The 15976-nt window shown below is 74.7% G+C and carries 16 protein-coding genes; 9 read left to right on the top strand and 7 right to left on the bottom strand.

The window, feature by feature from the left end; translation table 11 throughout:
• Window positions 1-11: 11 nt before the first annotated feature.
• On the bottom strand, window positions 12-749 hold the full coding sequence (gene npdG / locus ABEB09_RS23960; protein WP_345691969.1) for an NADPH-dependent F420 reductase: 738 nt from the start codon (window positions 747-749) through the stop codon (window positions 12-14).
• 90 nt (window positions 750-839) lie between these two features.
• Between npdG and ABEB09_RS23955 the strand changes: the two genes are divergently transcribed.
• Together ABEB09_RS23955 and ABEB09_RS23950 are read left to right on the top strand one after the other, a co-directional pair.
• A complete protein-coding gene (locus tag ABEB09_RS23955; RefSeq protein ID WP_345691968.1) occupies window positions 840-1448 on the top strand; it encodes a hypothetical protein in 609 nt (202 codons plus the stop codon).
• A 49-nt stretch (window positions 1449-1497) separates the two neighbouring features.
• Complete coding sequence (locus ABEB09_RS23950; RefSeq protein ID WP_345691967.1) at window positions 1498-2766, top strand: MFS transporter; 1269 nt, start codon at window positions 1498-1500, stop codon at window positions 2764-2766.
• 534 nt (window positions 2767-3300) lie between these two features.
• On the opposite strand, the gene ABEB09_RS23945 is transcribed toward ABEB09_RS23950, so the two are convergent.
• Entirely contained in the window at window positions 3301-3531 is a 231-nt protein-coding gene (locus ABEB09_RS23945; RefSeq protein ID WP_345691966.1) for a hypothetical protein, read from the bottom strand.
• A gap of 58 nt (window positions 3532-3589) precedes the next feature.
• Between ABEB09_RS23945 and map the strand changes: the two genes are divergently transcribed.
• Together map and ABEB09_RS23935 are read left to right on the top strand one after the other, a co-directional pair.
• A complete protein-coding gene (map, locus tag ABEB09_RS23940) occupies window positions 3590-4447 on the top strand; it encodes a type I methionyl aminopeptidase (protein WP_345691965.1) in 858 nt (285 codons plus the stop codon).
• 159 nt (window positions 4448-4606) lie between these two features.
• Entirely contained in the window at window positions 4607-5272 is a 666-nt protein-coding gene (locus tag ABEB09_RS23935; protein ID WP_345691964.1) for a biliverdin-producing heme oxygenase, read from the top strand.
• 6 nt (window positions 5273-5278) lie between these two features.
• On the opposite strand, the gene ABEB09_RS23930 is transcribed toward ABEB09_RS23935, so the two are convergent.
• From ABEB09_RS23930 to ABEB09_RS23920, 3 genes are read right to left on the bottom strand one after another with little or no spacing between them, the layout of a single operon-like run.
• Complete coding sequence (locus tag ABEB09_RS23930; protein ID WP_345691963.1) at window positions 5279-5938, bottom strand: PhzF family phenazine biosynthesis protein; 660 nt, start codon at window positions 5936-5938, stop codon at window positions 5279-5281.
• A gap of 28 nt (window positions 5939-5966) precedes the next feature.
• On the bottom strand, window positions 5967-7523 hold the full coding sequence (locus ABEB09_RS23925) for an HtaA domain-containing protein (RefSeq protein ID WP_345691962.1): 1557 nt from the start codon (window positions 7521-7523) through the stop codon (window positions 5967-5969).
• A gap of 48 nt (window positions 7524-7571) precedes the next feature.
• Window positions 7572-9005, bottom strand: a complete 1434-nt coding sequence (locus ABEB09_RS23920; protein ID WP_345691961.1) for an HtaA domain-containing protein — start codon at window positions 9003-9005, stop codon at window positions 7572-7574.
• A gap of 123 nt (window positions 9006-9128) precedes the next feature.
• On the opposite strand from ABEB09_RS23920, the gene ABEB09_RS23915 reads away from it, so the two are divergent.
• Genes ABEB09_RS23915 through ABEB09_RS23895 form a run of 5 tightly spaced genes read left to right on the top strand, consistent with a single transcriptional unit; the run spans window position 9129 to window position 13883 of the window.
• The gene (locus tag ABEB09_RS23915) at window positions 9129-10124 is read left to right on the top strand and encodes a heme/hemin ABC transporter substrate-binding protein (protein WP_345691960.1); all 996 of its coding nucleotides are present in this window, start codon (window positions 9129-9131) and stop codon (window positions 10122-10124) included.
• A complete protein-coding gene (locus ABEB09_RS23910) occupies window positions 10121-11170 on the top strand; it encodes a FecCD family ABC transporter permease (RefSeq protein WP_380841634.1) in 1050 nt (349 codons plus the stop codon). Before ABEB09_RS23915 ends, ABEB09_RS23910 begins: the two co-directional genes overlap by 4 nt.
• Complete coding sequence (locus tag ABEB09_RS23905; protein ID WP_380841636.1) at window positions 11161-12015, top strand: heme ABC transporter ATP-binding protein; 855 nt, start codon at window positions 11161-11163, stop codon at window positions 12013-12015. Before ABEB09_RS23910 ends, ABEB09_RS23905 begins: the two co-directional genes overlap by 10 nt.
• A 46-nt stretch (window positions 12016-12061) precedes the next feature.
• Entirely contained in the window at window positions 12062-12925 is an 864-nt protein-coding gene (locus ABEB09_RS23900) for an FTR1 family iron permease (RefSeq protein WP_345691959.1), read from the top strand.
• Complete coding sequence (locus ABEB09_RS23895) at window positions 12888-13883, top strand: SCO2278 family lipoprotein (protein WP_345691958.1); 996 nt, start codon at window positions 12888-12890, stop codon at window positions 13881-13883. The genes ABEB09_RS23900 and ABEB09_RS23895 overlap by 38 nt, the downstream gene beginning before the upstream one ends.
• A gap of 490 nt (window positions 13884-14373) precedes the next feature.
• Here the strand turns inward: ABEB09_RS23895 and ABEB09_RS23890 are convergent, their stop codons facing one another.
• Both ABEB09_RS23890 and ABEB09_RS23885 read right to left on the bottom strand, forming a co-directional pair.
• On the bottom strand, window positions 14374-15111 hold the full coding sequence (locus ABEB09_RS23890; RefSeq protein WP_345691957.1) for a bifunctional DNA primase/polymerase: 738 nt from the start codon (window positions 15109-15111) through the stop codon (window positions 14374-14376).
• Between the two features lie 192 nt (window positions 15112-15303).
• Window positions 15304-15909: a TetR/AcrR family transcriptional regulator gene (locus tag ABEB09_RS23885; protein ID WP_345691956.1), complete on the bottom strand. Its 606-nt coding sequence runs from the start codon at window positions 15907-15909 to the stop codon at window positions 15304-15306.
• Window positions 15910-15976 lie beyond the last annotated feature (67 nt).

Below are 15976 nucleotides of genomic sequence, written 5' to 3'. Positions count from 1 at the left end.
CCCGGTCCCCGTCAGACGTCGGTGACGCGCAGCCCCGCGTGGGCCTTGTAGCGGCGGTTGACCGCGATGAGGTTGGCGACCAGCGACTCGACCTGGTGGGCGTTCCTGAGCCGGCCCGCGTAGACGCCGCGCATGCCGGGGATACGGGCGGCCAGGGCCTGGACGAGGTCGGTGTCGGCGCGCTTGTCGCCGAGCACCATCACGTCCGTGTCGATCTCGTCGATCGCGGCGTCCTGGAGCAGCACGGCCGACAGGTGGTGGAACGCGGCGGTCACCCGGGAGTCCGGCAGCAGGGCGGCGGCCTGCTCGGCGGCGCTGCCCTCCTCGGGCTTGAGGGCGTAGGCGCCCTGCTTGTCGAAGCCGAGGGGGTTCACGCAGTCGACGACCAGCTTGCCGCGCAGCTCCTCGCGCAGCGCCTCCAGGGTCGCCGCGTGGCCGTCCCACGGCACGGCGACGATCACGATGTCGGCGCGGCGGGCGCACTCGGCGTTGTCGGCGCCCTCGATGCCGAGGCCCAGCTCGGCGGCGGCCTCCCGGGCCCGGTCCGCCGACCGCGATCCGATGATCACCTTCTGTCCGGCGCGGCCGAACCGGAAGGCGAGGCCGCGGCCCTGGTCGCCGGTGCCGCCGAGGACGCCCACGACGAGCCCGGAGACGTCGGGCAGGTCCCAGGGGTCCTTGACGGGCTTGGCGGCCTTGGCGTCCCGGGAGGCCTCCGGGGCCTTCGCGGCGGAGTCAGTCGTAGTCATGCCCCCGACACTACGTGCCACGGCCCCGTCCGGGTGACGTGGTGGCGAACGCCCGGCACGGCGAAGCCGACCGGGGCAGGATGCGGCGCCATGGATGCCGTACGAGTGGCGCTGCTGCGGGAAGTCCTGGCCGGGACCGAGTGGCCGGCGGCGACCCGCCGGTTCGCGGGGGTGCTGCGGTCCTCCGTGGTGCCGCAGGGCGGCGGGCTGCTGCTGGTGGGCACGGAGGAGTACGAGCCGTGGCACCTCGCCGCGCACCTGGTGGACGAGGCCATGTGGTCGGGGCAGCCGGAGCTGGCCCCGACCCTCGTGCGGCACCGGGTGAACCCGGCGGACCCGGCGCACCTGGCGGTCGGGCTCGGGCGGCTGGAGGCCGCCGGGCGGGGGGCGACGCTGCTGGTGGTGGCGCCGGAGCGGCCGGGCGGCGGCCTGCTGGAGCGGGTCCACGACGCGCGGCGCGCGGGGGCGACGGTGCTGTCCCTGGACGGCGGCGACCCGGAGGTGCACGGGCTGGCGCACGAGGCGCTGACGGTCGCCCCGGACCGGGCCGAGGGCGTCGACCTGGACACGGTGCAGCACCTGGTGAGCGCGGCGGCCGGGGAGAACAGCCTGCCCGCGCCGCGTGGCCGGAGCCGGCTGCGCGACCGGCTGTCCCGGCTGGCGGACCATCTGACGGCCCCGCCGCCGCCCCGCTGGTAGCGGGAAAACCCGTTGCGCGGGGCAACGGTCGGGCGAACCATGGCGCCTCGTGACATCGAAGGCCTCCGCCCTGCTGCCCGACCTCTCCCCGTGGCGTTCCTCCCGGGACTTCCGACTGCTCTGGATCCAGGGGCTTATCGCGTTCTTCGGCAGCTCCGCCGCGATGGTGGCGCTGCCGTTGCAGATCAAGGACCTGACCGGGTCGCCGCTGGCGGTCGGCGCGATGGGCGCGGTCGAGCTGGTCCCGCTGGTCGTCTTCGGCCTGTACGGGGGCGCCCTGGCCGACGCGGTGGACCGCCGCAAGGTCATCCTGGCCTCGGAGGCGGGGCTCGGCGTCCTGGCCCTCGTCCTGCTGCTGAACGCGCTGCTCCCCTCGCCGCTGCTGTGGCCGCTGTACCTGGTCGCCGCGGGCGTCTCGGCGCTGGCCGGGCTCCAGCGGCCGGCGCTGGACTCGCTGCAGGCCCGGATCGTGCCGCACGACCAGCTGACGGCCGCGGCCGCGCTGAACGGGCTGCGCTGGCAGCTCGGGGCCGTCGCCGGTCCCGCGCTGGGCGGCCTCGTCGTCGCTTACACGGGCCACGCCCCGGCGTACGCCCTGACGCTGTGCTGCTTCGCCGTCTCCGTTTTGCTGTGCCTGCGCCTCGCCCCCGCCCCGCCTTCGAACGGCACGGAGCGGCCGTCGCTGCGCGGTATCGCGGAGGGCGCGCGGTACGCGTGGTCGCGGCCGGTGCTGCTCGGGACGTACGCGGTGGACCTGGCCGCGATGCTGCTGGCGTTCCCGCACGCGGTGTTCCCGTTCCTGGCGGACGAGCTGGACGCCGAGTGGGCGCTCGGCCTGATGTACGCGGCGGGCGCCGTCGGCTCGGTCCTCCTGAACCTCACCAGCGGCTGGACGTCCCGCGTGCGGCGGCACGGCCTGATGGTGGTGTGCGGCGCCGCGGCGTGGGGCCTGGCGGTGGCGGGCGCGGGCCTGCTGTCCGACATCTGGCTGGTGCTGCTGTGCCTGGTGCTCGCGGGCGCCGGCGACATGCTGAGCGGGCTCGGCCGCTCCACCATCTGGAACCAGACCATCCCCGAGGAGCTGCGGGGCCGGCTCGCCGGCATCGAGGTCCTGTCCTACAGCGTCGGGCCGCAGCTGGGGCAGGTGCGGGCCGGTGCGATGGCGGGCTGGACGGGGACGCGGGCGGCCGTGTGGACCGGTGGGGTCGCGTGCGTGGCGGTGGTGGGGGCGCTGACGCTCCTGCTGCCGAAGCTGGTCACGTACGACGCGAAGACCGACGAGGACGCCCAGCGCCGCAGGGCCCGGTCGACGGCCTAGCGCCACCGGCGGCGAGGCTTTTCCCCACCGGGGGTGAGCCGCCCACGGACGGGCAGGCCCGTCCACCCCACCCCCACCGGCGGTGAGCCGCCCACTGGCGGGCGGCCCCACCCACCCCACCCCCCACCGGGGTCAGTCGCCCCACGACGGGACGGGGGTGGACCGGGGGTCGCGCGCGCAGGATTGGCGACGCAGCAACGCCTCGCTCTCAAGGCCCCGAGCGAGCCAATCTGAGCACGTGACCCCCGGGCCGCCACCGGACCCACCCACCGTCGTGGCGCGCAGGGGCGGGACCCTCAGGCCGGGGGGCCGGTCCTGCTGTGCCCACCCGTTCCGCCCCAGCGGAACGACTGCCCACAGCAGGACCGGCGGCACAGGCAACGCCAGCCCACAACAGCGGGACGGCGGGACCGCGAAACCAGCCCACAACAGCGGAACGGCGGGACCGCGACGCCAGCCCACAACGACGGAACGGCGGGACCGCGGCGGCAGCCCACAGCGGCGGGACGGTGGCGGCAGCCGGGGCGGGTGGGGTCAGGGGGTGGGGTCCTCGGGGGTGGTGCGGTCGTGCCAGCGGGGGTCGGATTCCCATTGGAGGTTCCGCTCGCGGGCCGTTTCCATCGCGTGTTCCGCCTCCCCCCGCGTCGTGTACGGGCCGAAGCGGTCCTTCGCGGGGCACTCCGGCCCCTCCTCGACCTTCTTGTGCTGGAGGCAGTAGTACCACTCGCCCGGCTTTCCGGCCGTGCGCTTCTTGAACAGGGCCATCTGCGGCTCCTTCCTCTGACGCCATGGTGCCCCGGACGCGCTGGTTAGACTCGCTGGCATGTCTGGCCAGTCGCTGCTCGTCCCAGGGGTGCTCTCCCCCACCCGTTCCGTCCCCGGATCCATCCGCCGCCCCGAGTACGTCGGGAAGCCGGCGCCGAAGCCGTACAACGGCCCGGAGGTCCAGGACCCCGACACCGTCGAGCGCATGCGCATCGCGGGCCGCATCGCCGCGCAGGCGATGGAGGAGGCCGCGAAGCTGATCGCGCCGGGTGTCACCACGGACGAACTGGACCGGGTCGCCCACGAGTACATGTGCGACCACGGAGCCTATCCCTCGACGCTCGGCTACCGGGGCTTCCCCAAGTCGCTGTGCGCCTCGGTCAACGAGGTGATCTGCCACGGCATCCCCGACTCGACCGTCCTGCGCGACGGCGACATCGTGAACCTCGACGTCACGGCGTACATCCACGGCGTGCACGGCGACAACAACGCCACGTACCTGTGCGGGGACGTCGACGAGGCGTCGCGGCTGCTGGTTGAGCGCACGCGCGAGGCGCTCAACCGGGCGATCAAGGCGGTCAGGCCGGGCCGGCAGGTCAATGTCATCGGGCGGGTCATCGAGTCGTACGCCAAGCGCTTCGGCTACGGCGTGGTGCGCGACTTCACGGGGCACGGGATCAACTCCTCGTTCCACTCGGGGCTGATCATTCCGCACTACGACTCGCCGCACGCGACGACGGTCATGCAGCCGGGCATGACGTTCACGATCGAGCCGATGCTGACGCTCGGCACCCACGAGTACGACATGTGGGACGACGGCTGGACGGTCGTGACGAAGGACCGGAAGCGGACCGCGCAGTTCGAGCACACACTGGTGGTCACGGAGAGCGGCGCGGACATCCTTACGTTGCCCTGACGCGGGACGGGGTACTGGTTTTCCGACAGGACGTCGGCAAGCGATTGACTTAGGTAAGCCTAAGTAGGAAGATCGGCGGAGGTGACACCCCGGCGTGCCCGCGCGGGCGGGCCGGGTGCCGCCGCCGTTCCGTACCCCATCGGTCCACGGAGGCCCGCCTTGGATGCACGCGCGACCGTCACCCCGTTCTCGACGCTGATCCGCACCGCGTCCCACGAGGCGCACACCGAGGCGGAGACGTCGACCTTCATGAGCGATCTGCTGGGGGGCCGGCTGGGCGTGGACGCCTTCGCCCGCTACACCGAGCAGCTGTGGTTCGTGTACCGGGCGCTGGAGGGCGCCGCCGACCGGCTGGCGGGCGACCCCGTGGCCGGGCCGTTCATACAGCCGGAGCTGTTCCGCACCGCCGAGCTGGAGCGCGACCTGGCGCATCTGCGCGGCCCCGGCTGGCGCACCGCCACGGCCCCCCTCCCGGCGACCGCCGCGTACGCGGCCCGCGTGGAGGAGTGCGCCCGCACCTGGCCCGCGGGGTACGTGGCCCACCACTACACCCGCTACCTGGGCGACCTGTCGGGCGGCCAGATCATCCGCGACAAGGCGGAGCGCACCTGGGGCTTCGCCCGCAAGGGCGACGGCGTGCGGTTCTACGTCTTCGAGGGGATCGCGAACCCGGCCGCCTTCAAGCGCGGCTACCGGGAGCTGCTGGACCGGGTGGACGTGGACGACCTGGAGAAGCAGCGCATCGTCGACGAGTGCAAGCGGGCCTTCGCCTTCAACACCGCCGTGTTCCGCGAGCTGGGCGAGGAGTTCCCGCTCAGCGCGTGACGCCCGTCAGCGCGTGACGGTCTCGACGTGGCGGACCCTGCCGCCCAGTTCGATCACACCGTCGGGGCCGGGGGCCGTCAGGATCTGCGACCCCCGGCCCTGCGTGATGTTCAGGGCGCGACCCAGCCGCGCGGTGAGCAGCAGCGCCGCAGCGCCGGTCGCCTCGTCCTCGTCGATGCCGTCGCCGCGCCCGGGGAAGGCCCGGGCCCGTACGCGCCCGGCGGACTCGTCGTCCCAGGCCCACGCGTACACCCACTCCCCCGGCGGCGGCACCTCCAGGGCGTCGACCTCGGCGGCCGAGCCGTACTGCCGCAGGGTCCTGGGCGGCGCCCACTCGGGGCGCGCCTCGATCCAGGTGAACTCGCCGTCGTGGCGGGCCCACACCTCGCCGACCGGCAGGTCGAGCAGTTCGAGGTCGAGGAGCCAGGCGGTCCCGACGAGCGGGTGCCCGGCGAACGGGAGCCGTACGCCGGGCGTGTAGATGTCGACGACCCCGCGTTCGGGGTCGTCGACGAAGACGGTCTCGCTGAACCCGAGTTGCTTGGCCAGGGCCTGCCGCGACGCCTCGTCGGGGCAGGCCCGGCCGTCACGGACGACACCGAGCAGGTTGCCGTACCGCCCATCGCCGCCGCAGAAGACGGCGAGGACGTCGTGTGCAGTGTTCACCCGGGCATTCAAACACGGGACCGGTGCGTCAGGCGGTCCTGCGGCGTACGGCGACGAGGACGGCCGCACCGGCCGCGGCGGTGGCGCCGGCCGCGGTGAGCGCGGCGCCGAGCGGGAGGCCGGAGCCGGTCGTGGCAAGGGAGCCGGTGGCCCCGCCGACGGTCCCGCCGGAGGTGAGCGTCCCCGTGGAGCCGCCGACCGTGCCGCCCGTGGTGGTGGAGCCGCCGGTCGTACCGCTCGTCGTGCCGCCCGAAGTGGTGCCGTTCGGCGGCAGGTTGGTGTCCTTGTCGAGCGAGAACACGACCGTCACGGGGTCGATGGCGGTGCCGGGCCGGTAGAAGACCGCGCCGCCGGGGCCCGCGAACTGGGCGGCGCCGTCGGCGGTGAGGGTGGCCGGGACGTTCTTGAGGGACACCAGGCCGCCGGTCACGGTGTAGTCGGCCTTCCTCAGGTCGAGATCGGCGAACTCCACGTCGTCCTTCGTGCCGTTGGCGCCGGTGACGTCCGCGAGGAGCGTGCCGCGGTCGCCCTTCGCCCGGACCTTGAGGTCGCCGATGGTCCAGTCGATGGTGTGCGCGGGGCACGCGAAGCGGACGGCGCCGGTGAAGTCCGCGTCGGCGGTGCGGGCCCGCGGGTTCACGTCGGCGGTGCGGAAGCGGAAGGCGTACGCGGTGCCGTGGGAGGTGGCGCCGTCGGTGGGCGTGATGGCGCCGCCGCAGGTGTCGCGGACGTAGGTCCGCCAGCCGGCCTTGACGCCCCAGGTGAGGCGGGCGTCGGCCACGGCGGTCGGGGCCTGCGTGCCGGCCGGCGGGAGCGTGGGCGAGGGGGTCGGCGACGGGGTGGGGCCGGGCGTCGTCGACGGGGACGGCGACGTACTGGCCGAGGGGGTGGGCGTCCCGGACGGGGAGGTGGGGGTCGTCGGGGTGGCCGGGCCGCTCGGGGCTCCGGCCTTGACGGTCAGCGTCGCCGGGTCGAGCGGGTCGCCCTCCTTGTAGTAGCCGGCGAACGCCTCGGCCCCGCCCTTGGTGAGCTTCGCGGGGATGTCGCGGAACACCATGGCGCCGTCCTGGCCCCGGCCGGGGCGGACGCCGGTCATGTCGAGGGCGGCTATCGCGACGTCGTCCCTGGTCTCGTACGCGCCGTCCTTGTTCTTGGTGACGACGTCGGCGGTGATCTCGCCGGAGGGGTCGGCCGAGCCCTTGGTGGTGAGCTTCAGGTCGGACAGCTTGATGTCGAGGACGCCGCCGTGGGCCTGGAAGCGGACGGAGCCCCGGAAGGCGGTGGCCGTGGCGTGCGTGCCCGTGTCGTAGGTGCCCGTGCCGTCGACGAACCGGAAGACGCCGTTTCCGGCGGCCTGGGTCGCGCCGTCCGCGGTGGTGATGGTGCCGTGGGCGAACGGCGAGGCGAGGTACGTGCGGAAGGACTCCTTGACGCCCCAGTCGAGGACTCCGTCCTTCAGGTTCATGACGGGCGCGGCCGGGGCCGCGGCGCCCGTGGGGGCCGCTGTCGCGGGGAGGGCGAGGGCGGACGCGCCGAGGGCGGCCGCCGCGGTGGCGACAGCGGCGGCAAGGGCGGTGCGACGCATGGTCGTGGGTCTCCTCGGTTCGGGGGGTGGCTGTGGTGTGACGGGTGGTCAGTGGATGTCGCCGGTGGCGGCCTTGTCGGCGGTGGCGCCGGTCGTGCGGCGGCGTACGGCGTAGGTGGCGGCGGCCGCGGCGGCGACGAGCAGGGCGGCGCCGGCCGTGGCGTACACCCCGGTGGACGGTCCGGGGGCCGCGGCGGCGGTCGTCGTGGGCGTGGGCGCGGGCGGTGTCCCGGTGGCGGGCGTCACCGGTTCGCTGCCCAGGTCGGGCAGGGCCGGGAGCCGGGCGCCGGCGTCGAGGGCGACGGCCAGCGAGAGCGGGTCCATGGCGGTGCCCTCCCGGTACATGCCGCCGAATGCCTGCGCGCCGCGCGCGGTGAGGGTCGTGGGTGTCTCGGTGAGCGTGGCGAGGCCCTGCTCCGGGATGAGGCCGCGGGCGTCGAAGGTGACGAGCGGGACGGCCCTGGTGGTGGTGCCGGCGCTGGTGACGTCGGCGCTCAGGGTGCCTCTGCCGCCCTGGACGCGGACGGTGGGCCGGGCGAGGGTGAGGTCGAGGTGGTCGCCGGTGAAGCGGACGCCGCCGGTGAAGGCGGCCGTGAGGGCGGGCCCGGCCGGGTCGTACGTGCCGGTGCCGCGCGGGAAGCGGAAGAGGGCGCCGCCGTCCCGGGCTCCGTCGGCGAGGGTCCACTTCCCCTTGGCGACGGGCCCGGTGACGTACTCGCGGAAGGTGCGGCGCACGCCCCAGTCGACGGCCGCGTCCCGGAAGGTGCCGGGGGCGGGCGGCGGCGAGGACGTCGTGGCCGGTGGCGGCGTGGGCGCGGGCTTGGCGGAGGCGGGGGCGTGGACGTCGGCCGAGAGGGTCACGGGGTCGAGGGCGGTGCCGGCCGGGTAGTAGCCGGCGAACGCCCTGGCGCCCTCGGCGGTGAGGGTCGCGGGGACGGTGGTGAGGCCGACGGGGGTGGTGCCGCCGCGCATGTCGATGCCGCCGAGGTCGAGGGCGGCGAGCGGCACTTGGGCGGTGGAGGTGAGCCGGCCGGTGTCCTTGCCGCGGGAGGTCATGTCGGCGTAGAGGGTGCCGCGGCCGGCGGCGATACGGACGCGGGGGCGGCTGATGGTCAGGTCGAGCCGGTGCGTGCCGTCGGCCTCGCGGTGGCCGAGGAAGCGGACGCCGCCGCTGAACGCGGCGTCGAAGGCGCCGGTCGCCGGGTCGTACGTCCCCTGGGCGGAGTGGAACCTGAACTGGCCGCCGCCTGTGGTGGCGGCGCCTCCGGCGAGGTTCCAACTCCCTTGTGCGACCGGCCCGGTGACGTAAGTCTGGAACGACGACTTGACGGCCCAGTCGAGCCGGCCGCCGCGTACGGTGCGGTCCGCCGCGTGGGCGGCCGTGGCGCCCGGGAAGAGGGCGGCGGGCAGGGCCGCGCACAGGAGCGCCGCGCACAGGACGACGGTGAGGGCGCGGGCCGCACGCGGGGGCGACGGCAGCATGGGTTCCCCTCCGGGAGCTGGTCAGTGAGGTAAGGCTAACCTAAGCTATGCGCCAGTGGTGCCGGAACCCTTCCGGCGCAGGAACCTCAACTGCCCACCCCCCGACGACAGGACGGTGCCTCCGTGCGCAGATCCCGCCTGGCCGGTGCGCTCCTCGCCGTGCTCACCCTCGCCCTCGCCGCGACCGGCTGCGGCGCGGGCGTCACCGAGCTGCCGAGGGCGACCGAAGCCACCGCGCCCCAGCGGATCGAGCCGCTCCCCACCACGCCCACGCCCCGACTGCCCGTCACTGTCGCGTCGGCGGACGGGTCCAAGGTCACCGTCACCTCCACCGACCGGATCGTGCCGCTCACCGGGGCGCTCAGCGAGATCGTGTTCAGCCTCGGGCTCGGCGACCGGGTGGTCGCCCGGGACATCACCGCGACCTTCGAACAGGCCGCGAGACTCCCGCTGGTGACGCGGGGCCACGACGTGTCGGCCGAGGGCGTGCTGTCGCTGCGGCCCACCGTCGTCCTCGCCGACACCACCACCGGCCCCGCCGAGGCGATCGGCCAGATCCGCGACGCGGGTGTCCCCGTCGTCGTCGTGAGGCCCGCGAAGCGCCTGGCCGACGTCCGTACGCGCATCGGGACCGTCGCCTCGGCGCTCGGCGTGACCGGGGCGGGCGAACAACTGGCGGCCCGCACCGAGCAGCGGATCGACGCGGTCCGCAAGGGGATCCCCGCCCAGGCGGACCGGCCCCGGGTCGCGTTCCTCTATCTGCGCGGCTCGGCCTCCGTCCACCTGCTCGGCGGGCGGGACTCGGGCGCTGCCTCGCTGCTGGAGGCGGCCGGGGCGGTCGACGCCGGCAAGGAGTCCGGGCTCACCAAGGACTTCACGCCGCTCACCAGCGAGGCGCTGGCCAAGGCCGCGCCGGACGCGATCCTCGTCATGACGAAGGGTCTCGATTCCGTGGGCGGGATCGACGGGCTCGTCACACTGCCGGGCGTCGCCGAGACGCCGGCGGGCGCGGACCGCAGGGTCGTCGCCGTCGAGGACGGGATGCTCCTCAACTACGGCCCGCGCACGGACCTGGTGCTGGACGCGCTGGTGCGCCAGCTGTACGGGATGCGCCCGTGACGGCCGAGGCGGTCCCCGTGTTCCGTACGGGCTGGATCCTCGCCTCCGCCCTGGGCGCCGCGCTGCTGCTGCTCGCCCTGCTGTCGGCGGGGCTCGGGGCGTACGACATCCCGCTCGGCGACGTCGTGGGCTCGGTGCTGCACCACGCCGGGCTCGGCGGGCGGGCGCTGGAGCGGTCCGCCGAGGGCGTGCTGTGGAACATCCGCCTGCCGCGCCTGGTGCTGGCGCTGCTGGTGGGCGCGTCGCTGGGGTGCGCGGGCGCGCTGATGCAGGGCGTGTTCGGCAACCCGCTCGCCGAGCCCGGCGTCATCGGCATCTCGGCGGGCGCGGCGGTGGGCGCGGTCGGCTCGATCGCGCTGGGGCTGACCTTCGCCGGGACGTGGACGGTGACGGTGTGCGCGTTCCTGTCGGGGCTCGGGACGGTGCTGCTGGTGTACGTCATGTCGCGGGCCGGCGGCCGTACGGAGGTCGTCACGCTGATCCTCACGGGGATCGCGGTCAACGCGTTCGCGGGGGCGCTCATCGGGCTGTTCGTGTTCTTCGCGGACAACGCGCAGATCACCCAGATCACGTTCTGGCAGCTCGGCTCGCTGGCGCAGGCCACCTGGCCGAAGGTCCTGGCGGTACTGCCGTGCGCGGTGGCCGGGCTCGCGCTGGCGCCGTTCCACGCCCGGTCGCTGGACCTCCTCGCGCTGGGCGAGGGCCCGGCGCGGCACCTCGGCGTGGACGTGGAGCGGCTGCGGATCACGCTGATCCTGGTGGTGGCGCTGCTGACGGCCGCGGCGGTCGCGGTGGCCGGGATCGTGGCGTTCGTCGGCCTGGTCGTCCCGCACCTGCTGCGGATGGTGAACGGCCCCGGCCACCGGTTCCTGGTCCCGGCGAGCGCGCTGGGCGGCGCGGTGGTGCTGGTCGCCGCCGACCTGGCGGCCCGCACGGTGGCCGCACCGGCGGAGCTGCCGCTGGGGGTCCTGACGGCGCTGGTGGGCAGCCCGTTCTTCTTCTGGCTGCTGCGCAGGACGCGGCGGAGGCAGGGGGGTTGGGCGTGAGCCTGTTCGGAGTGCGTCGGCCGGAGCCGCCCGGGCCCGTCACCGCGGGCGAGGTCGTCGCCCGCGCGCGGGGGGTACGGCTGCGGCGCGGCGCGCGGGTCGTGCTGGACGGGGCCGACCTCGACGTACGCGCCGGTGAGGTGCTGGTCCTCGTCGGGCCCAACGGGGCCGGCAAGTCCACGCTGCTGGCCGCGCTCGCCGGGGACCTGCCGTGCGACGAGGGCGAGGTACGGGTCGCGGGGCGGCCCGTCGGGAGCTGGACGCCGGCCGAACTGGCCCTGCGGCGGGCCGTGCTGCCGCAGTCCGCCTCGGTGGCGTTCCCGTTCCGCGCCGAGGAGGTCGTCCGGATGGGGCGGGCGCCCTGGGCCGGTACGGAGGGCCGGGGCAGGGACGACGAGGCGGTCGCGGCGGCGCTGGCCGCGACCGAGGCGGAGGCGTTCGCGGGCCGCGCGTTCCCGTCGCTGTCCGGCGGCGAACGGGCCCGGGTCGCGCTGGCCAGGGTCCTCGCCCAGGGCGCGCCACTGCTGCTGCTCGACGAGCCGACGGCCGCGCTGGACCTGCGCCACCAGGAGCTGGTCGGGCGGGTGTGCCGGGAGCGGGCGGCCGCCGGGGACGGTGTCGTGGCCGTCCTGCACGACCTGGGGCTCGCCGCGGCGTACGCGGACCGGGTCGCCGTGCTGCACGAGGGCCGGGTCGTGGCGGACGGCCCGCCGGCCCAGGTGCTGGACGCCGCGCTGCTGGGGCGGGTGTACCGGCAGCCGGTGGAGGTGCTGGCGCATCCGCGGACGGGTGTGCCGCTGATCGTCCCGGAGCGCCGCCCCGAGCCGGGTCCCGCCCGTCCGTGAGACCCTGCGGTCGGTTCGGACTGCGGGCTTCGGAGAGGAAACGGGAGTGCTCGGCATCTATCTGATCGGTCTGCGCGGAGCCCTGGAGGCGAGTCTGGTCGTCTGCCTCCTCGCGGCGTACCTGGTGAGGACCGGGCGGCGCGAGGCGCTCCGGCCGGTCCTGGCCGGGGCCGGTGCGGCGGTGAGCGGATGCCTGGCGTTCGGCTGCGTCCTCGAATTCGGGCCGCGCGAGCTGACGTTCGGGGCGCGGGCCCTGCTGGGCGGCTCGCTGTCGGTCCTGGCGGCGGTCCTGGTGACGTGGACGTTCTTCGCGCTGCGGCGCGCGGAGCGGTACGGGGGGCGGGAGCCGGGCGCCGGTGTGGTCGCCGCCACGGCGTTCCTGGCCGTGGGCCGGGAGGGCCTGGAAACGGCGCGGTTCCTGTGGGCGTCGGTGCGGGCGGCGATGGACGAGGCGGGTTCGGCGCTGCCGCTGGGCGGGCTGCTGCTGGGCATCGCCACCGCGGCCCTGGTGGGGTGGCTGTGCTGCCGGGGTGCGCGGCTGCTGGTCCGGCCGGCGTGGTTCTCCACCGCCGTGGGCGGGCTGCTGGTGGCCGTGGCGGCCGGGATGTGCGCGTACGGTGTGCGGGAACTCCAGACGGCCGGGGTCGTGGGCGGCCTGGCCGACCTGGCGTTCGACGTGAGCGGGGCGGTGCCGCGGGACGGCCTGCTCGGCACCGTCGTGACGGGCGTCTTCAACTTCGCGCCGGATCCCACGGTGCTCCAGATCACGGTGTGGGCGCTCTATCCGGTCCCGGCGCTCGCGCTGATCCTGTCCCCGGTAGGGTTCGGTCGGTCAGGACCGTCCGGGCGGGTCGAGGAGCAGAAGGCAACCGATGAGAAGGCTGAATCGGGCGCTGGGGCGGGCGGCTAGGACGTCCGCGGCGGTCGCCGTGCTGGTGCTGGCGGCGAGCGGGTGCGTGACGGTGCACGGCGAGCTGGCCGTCGTACCGGCGGCCACGCGGGACGAGGCCGAGCAGGCGCTGAAGGACTTCACCGAGGCGTACAACAAGGCCGACAAGGCGTACGACCCGTCGCTCGACGCCCACCGGGTGACCGGGTCGCTGGGCGCCATACACCAGGCGGGGCTGAAGGCCCGGGGTGCGACCAGCCCGAACGGCAACACGGCGCACCAGCCGCTGGAGCTGACGGACGCGAAGTTCGCCATCCCGAAGAAGGCCGGGTGGCCGCGGTGGTTCGTGGCGGACACGGACTCCAACCGGGACACCGACCAGGGCGCGGGCGACAACCGCTGGCTGCTCGTCTTCATCCGCAACGGGCCCGACCAGCTGTGGGAGGCGTCGCACCTGTCGGTGCTGGCGCCGCGCGACGTCCCCGCGTTCGAGACGGACGCCGAGGGGTGGGCGCGGCCGGCGGAGGCCGGTGCGCTGGCCGCCGCGCCGGAGGGGCTGAGCAAGGACTACGCCGCGTACATGAAGACCGGGCAGCCGGCGGTGTTCGCGGCGGGGCCGCACACGTCGGGGTGGCGGGAGGAGCGCGACAAGATCGCCCACCGGCCGGGGCTCGCCGTCCAGTTCCTCGACCAGGCGCTGGACACCGGGACGTTCACGCCACTGGCGCTGGCCACCGAGGACGGTGGCGCGATGGTCTTCTTCTCGACGCGCTTCTACGAGCGGCGCACGGCTGCGGCCGGGTACCGGCCGAAGGTCACTCCGGAGGAGCGGCCGCTGCTGACGGGCGAGGTGCGCAACTCGGTGACGAAGGACTGGGTGTCGAGCGTCACGGCCCGCGTGAAGCCGACGGGCGCGTCGACCGACACGGTCACCATCATCAACCGCCTCCAGGGCGTAACAGCAGTAACGGGCTCCTGAGCCCGGCGCTCATCCTGTCGCTCGCTGCGGGTCGACGCCCCGGCACCGCCGGTCCGTCGTTGCAGGCTGACCTCGCGGCACCGCCGTTCCGTCGTTGTGGGCTGACGTCGCGGTTCCGCCGTTCCGTCGTTGTGGGCTCGCGCCGCCGGTGCCGCCGTTCCGTCGTTGTGGGCAGTCGTTCCGCATGGGGGTCCCCCCTGGACGTAGTCCTTGGGGAGGAACGGGTGGGCACAACGACGGAACGGCCACCCGGCCTGAGGGCCCGCCCCTTGCGCGCCACGACGGTGGGTGGGTCCGGGTGCGGCCCGGGGGTCACGTGCTCAGATTGGCTCGCTCGGGCCCAGGAAAGCGAAGCGTCCCAGCACCGCCAATCCTGCGCGCGCGACCCCCGGTCCACCCCCGTCCCGTCGTGGGGCGACTGACCCCCGGTGGGGGGTGGGTCGGTGGGACCGCCCGCCCGTGGGCGGCTCGCCGCCGGTGGGGGTGCGGATCAGCGCGTCAAGGGCCAGGCCACCGCGTGGTGGGCCGGGTCCGAGGCGTGGCGGGCGCAGGCGTCCGTCAGGGTTTCCAGGAGGCTCAGCGGGTCCGGCAGCGCGTGCTCCGGGCCCCGTACCCACTCCACGCCCACCTCACCCGGCAGCCGCGCCGGCGGCACGAGGACGTAGCTGCCGCGGCAGTGCCAGCGCAGGCCCGGGTGCTCGTCCATGGTCTCGGGGTGGCAGTCCAGTTCGCAGGGCCACCACTCGTCCTCGTCCTCCGGCGTACCGCGCGTGGCGGTGAAGAACAGCATGCGGCCGCCGCCCAGCGCGTCGCCCGCCTCGGCGACCGGGCCGACCTCGACGCCCTGGGCGAGCAGGCGCTCCAACGCGGCGCGACCGGCCTCCAACGGAACGTCCAGGACGTCGTGGACCATGCCGGTCGCGGTGATGAAGTTGGCCTGCGGATGGCTGCGCGCCCACCGCTCGATCTGCTGGCGGTCCGTGGAGCACTGGGTCTGCCAGGCGAAGGAGACGGGGTGGCGGGCGGGCGTGGGACAGCCGATGCGCTCGCACGAGCAGCGGTAGCCGACGGGGTGGGCGGCGGGGGCGAGCGGCAGTCCCGCGGCGGCGGTGGCGAGGAGCAGTTCCTCACGGCTCGGTGCGTCGGCGGCGGACTTCCTCGGGCGCCGGCGCAGCCAGTGCGCGAGTTTGCTCTCCGTGCCGCGGTAGCGGCCGATACCGTCGCCCATCTATCCCCTCACACCTGAATGCAAGCCCCTGTGGTCCCTGCCATGGTCCCACCATCCTGCGCGCCAGGTGACAGGACTCCTCAACCGGGGTACGGCGGGCCGGTCCGGAAAGGCCGTCAACGGGGTGCAGTTGGGCAACTATGTCTGGATTTGGGCGCCGATTCGGGCCTGTTCGCCGTGAGGAGGTCCACGTCAAGGCCGGGGCGCGAGCCCGTGGAGGGCGTAGTCGACCACGGCGTCGGCGTAGGCGTGGGTGAGGGGCAGCGTGCGCAGCAGCCAGCGGTGGGCGAGCGGGCCGACGAACAGCTCCAGCGCGATACGCGGGTCGACGCCGGGGCGGACGTCGCCGGCCTCCTGCGCGGCGGCGAGGCGGCGCACGTACAGCTGGAGCTGGGGTTCGAGGAGGCGTTCGACGAACTGGGCGCCCAGTTCGGGGTTGATCACTCCCTCGGCGGCCAGGGCGCGGGAGGGGGCGTCGTGCCGGGGGTCGTTCAGCTCGTCGACCGTGGCGCGCAGGACGTGCTTGAGGTCGGCCTCCAGGTCGCCGGTGTCGGGGATCTCGGCCTCGCCGTACGCCTCGGCGGCCTGGGCGCCGAGGTCGAGGAAGGCGTCGAGGAGGACGGCGGCCTTGGAGGGCCACCATCGGTAGATCGTCTGCTTGCCGACGCCGGCGCGGGCGGCGATGCCCTCGATGGTCGTCTTGGCGTAGCCGGCCTCGCCGACGAGGGCGAGGGCGGCATCGAAGATCGCTCGGCGGGAGCGCTCGCTGCGACGGGTGGAGTCGGGTTCCTTGGCCATGGCGGCAATCTACCCCAGTGAGGCGAGACGTATCGTCTTGACGAGACGAGACGTCTCGTTCATGATG

Origin of the sequence: Streptomyces coeruleoprunus (assembly GCF_039542925.1) — a bacterium.
GTDB lineage: Bacteria > Actinomycetota > Actinomycetes > Streptomycetales > Streptomycetaceae > Streptomyces > Streptomyces coeruleoprunus.
This window is presented reverse-complemented; position numbering and strand designations above follow the sequence as displayed.

Excerpts from the sequence above, each read along its gene's own strand:
- npdG (WP_345691969.1), bottom strand. The coding sequence starts at position 749 with ATGACTACGACTGACTCCGCCGCGAAGGCCCCGGAGGCCTCCCGGGAC.
- ABEB09_RS23955 (WP_345691968.1), top strand. The coding sequence starts at position 840 with ATGGATGCCGTACGAGTGGCGCTGCTGCGGGAAGTCCTGGCCGGGACC.
- ABEB09_RS23945 (WP_345691966.1), bottom strand. The coding sequence starts at position 3,531 with ATGGCCCTGTTCAAGAAGCGCACGGCCGGAAAGCCGGGCGAGTGGTAC.
- map (WP_345691965.1), top strand. The coding sequence starts at position 3,590 with ATGTCTGGCCAGTCGCTGCTCGTCCCAGGGGTGCTCTCCCCCACCCGT.
- ABEB09_RS23925 (WP_345691962.1), bottom strand. The coding sequence starts at position 7,523 with ATGCGTCGCACCGCCCTTGCCGCCGCTGTCGCCACCGCGGCGGCCGCC.
- ABEB09_RS23920 (WP_345691961.1), bottom strand. The coding sequence starts at position 9,005 with ATGCTGCCGTCGCCCCCGCGTGCGGCCCGCGCCCTCACCGTCGTCCTG.
- ABEB09_RS23895 (WP_345691958.1), top strand. The coding sequence starts at position 12,888 with ATGAGAAGGCTGAATCGGGCGCTGGGGCGGGCGGCTAGGACGTCCGCG.
- ABEB09_RS23890 (WP_345691957.1), bottom strand. The coding sequence starts at position 15,111 with ATGGGCGACGGTATCGGCCGCTACCGCGGCACGGAGAGCAAACTCGCG.
- ABEB09_RS23885 (WP_345691956.1), bottom strand. The coding sequence starts at position 15,909 with ATGGCCAAGGAACCCGACTCCACCCGTCGCAGCGAGCGCTCCCGCCGA.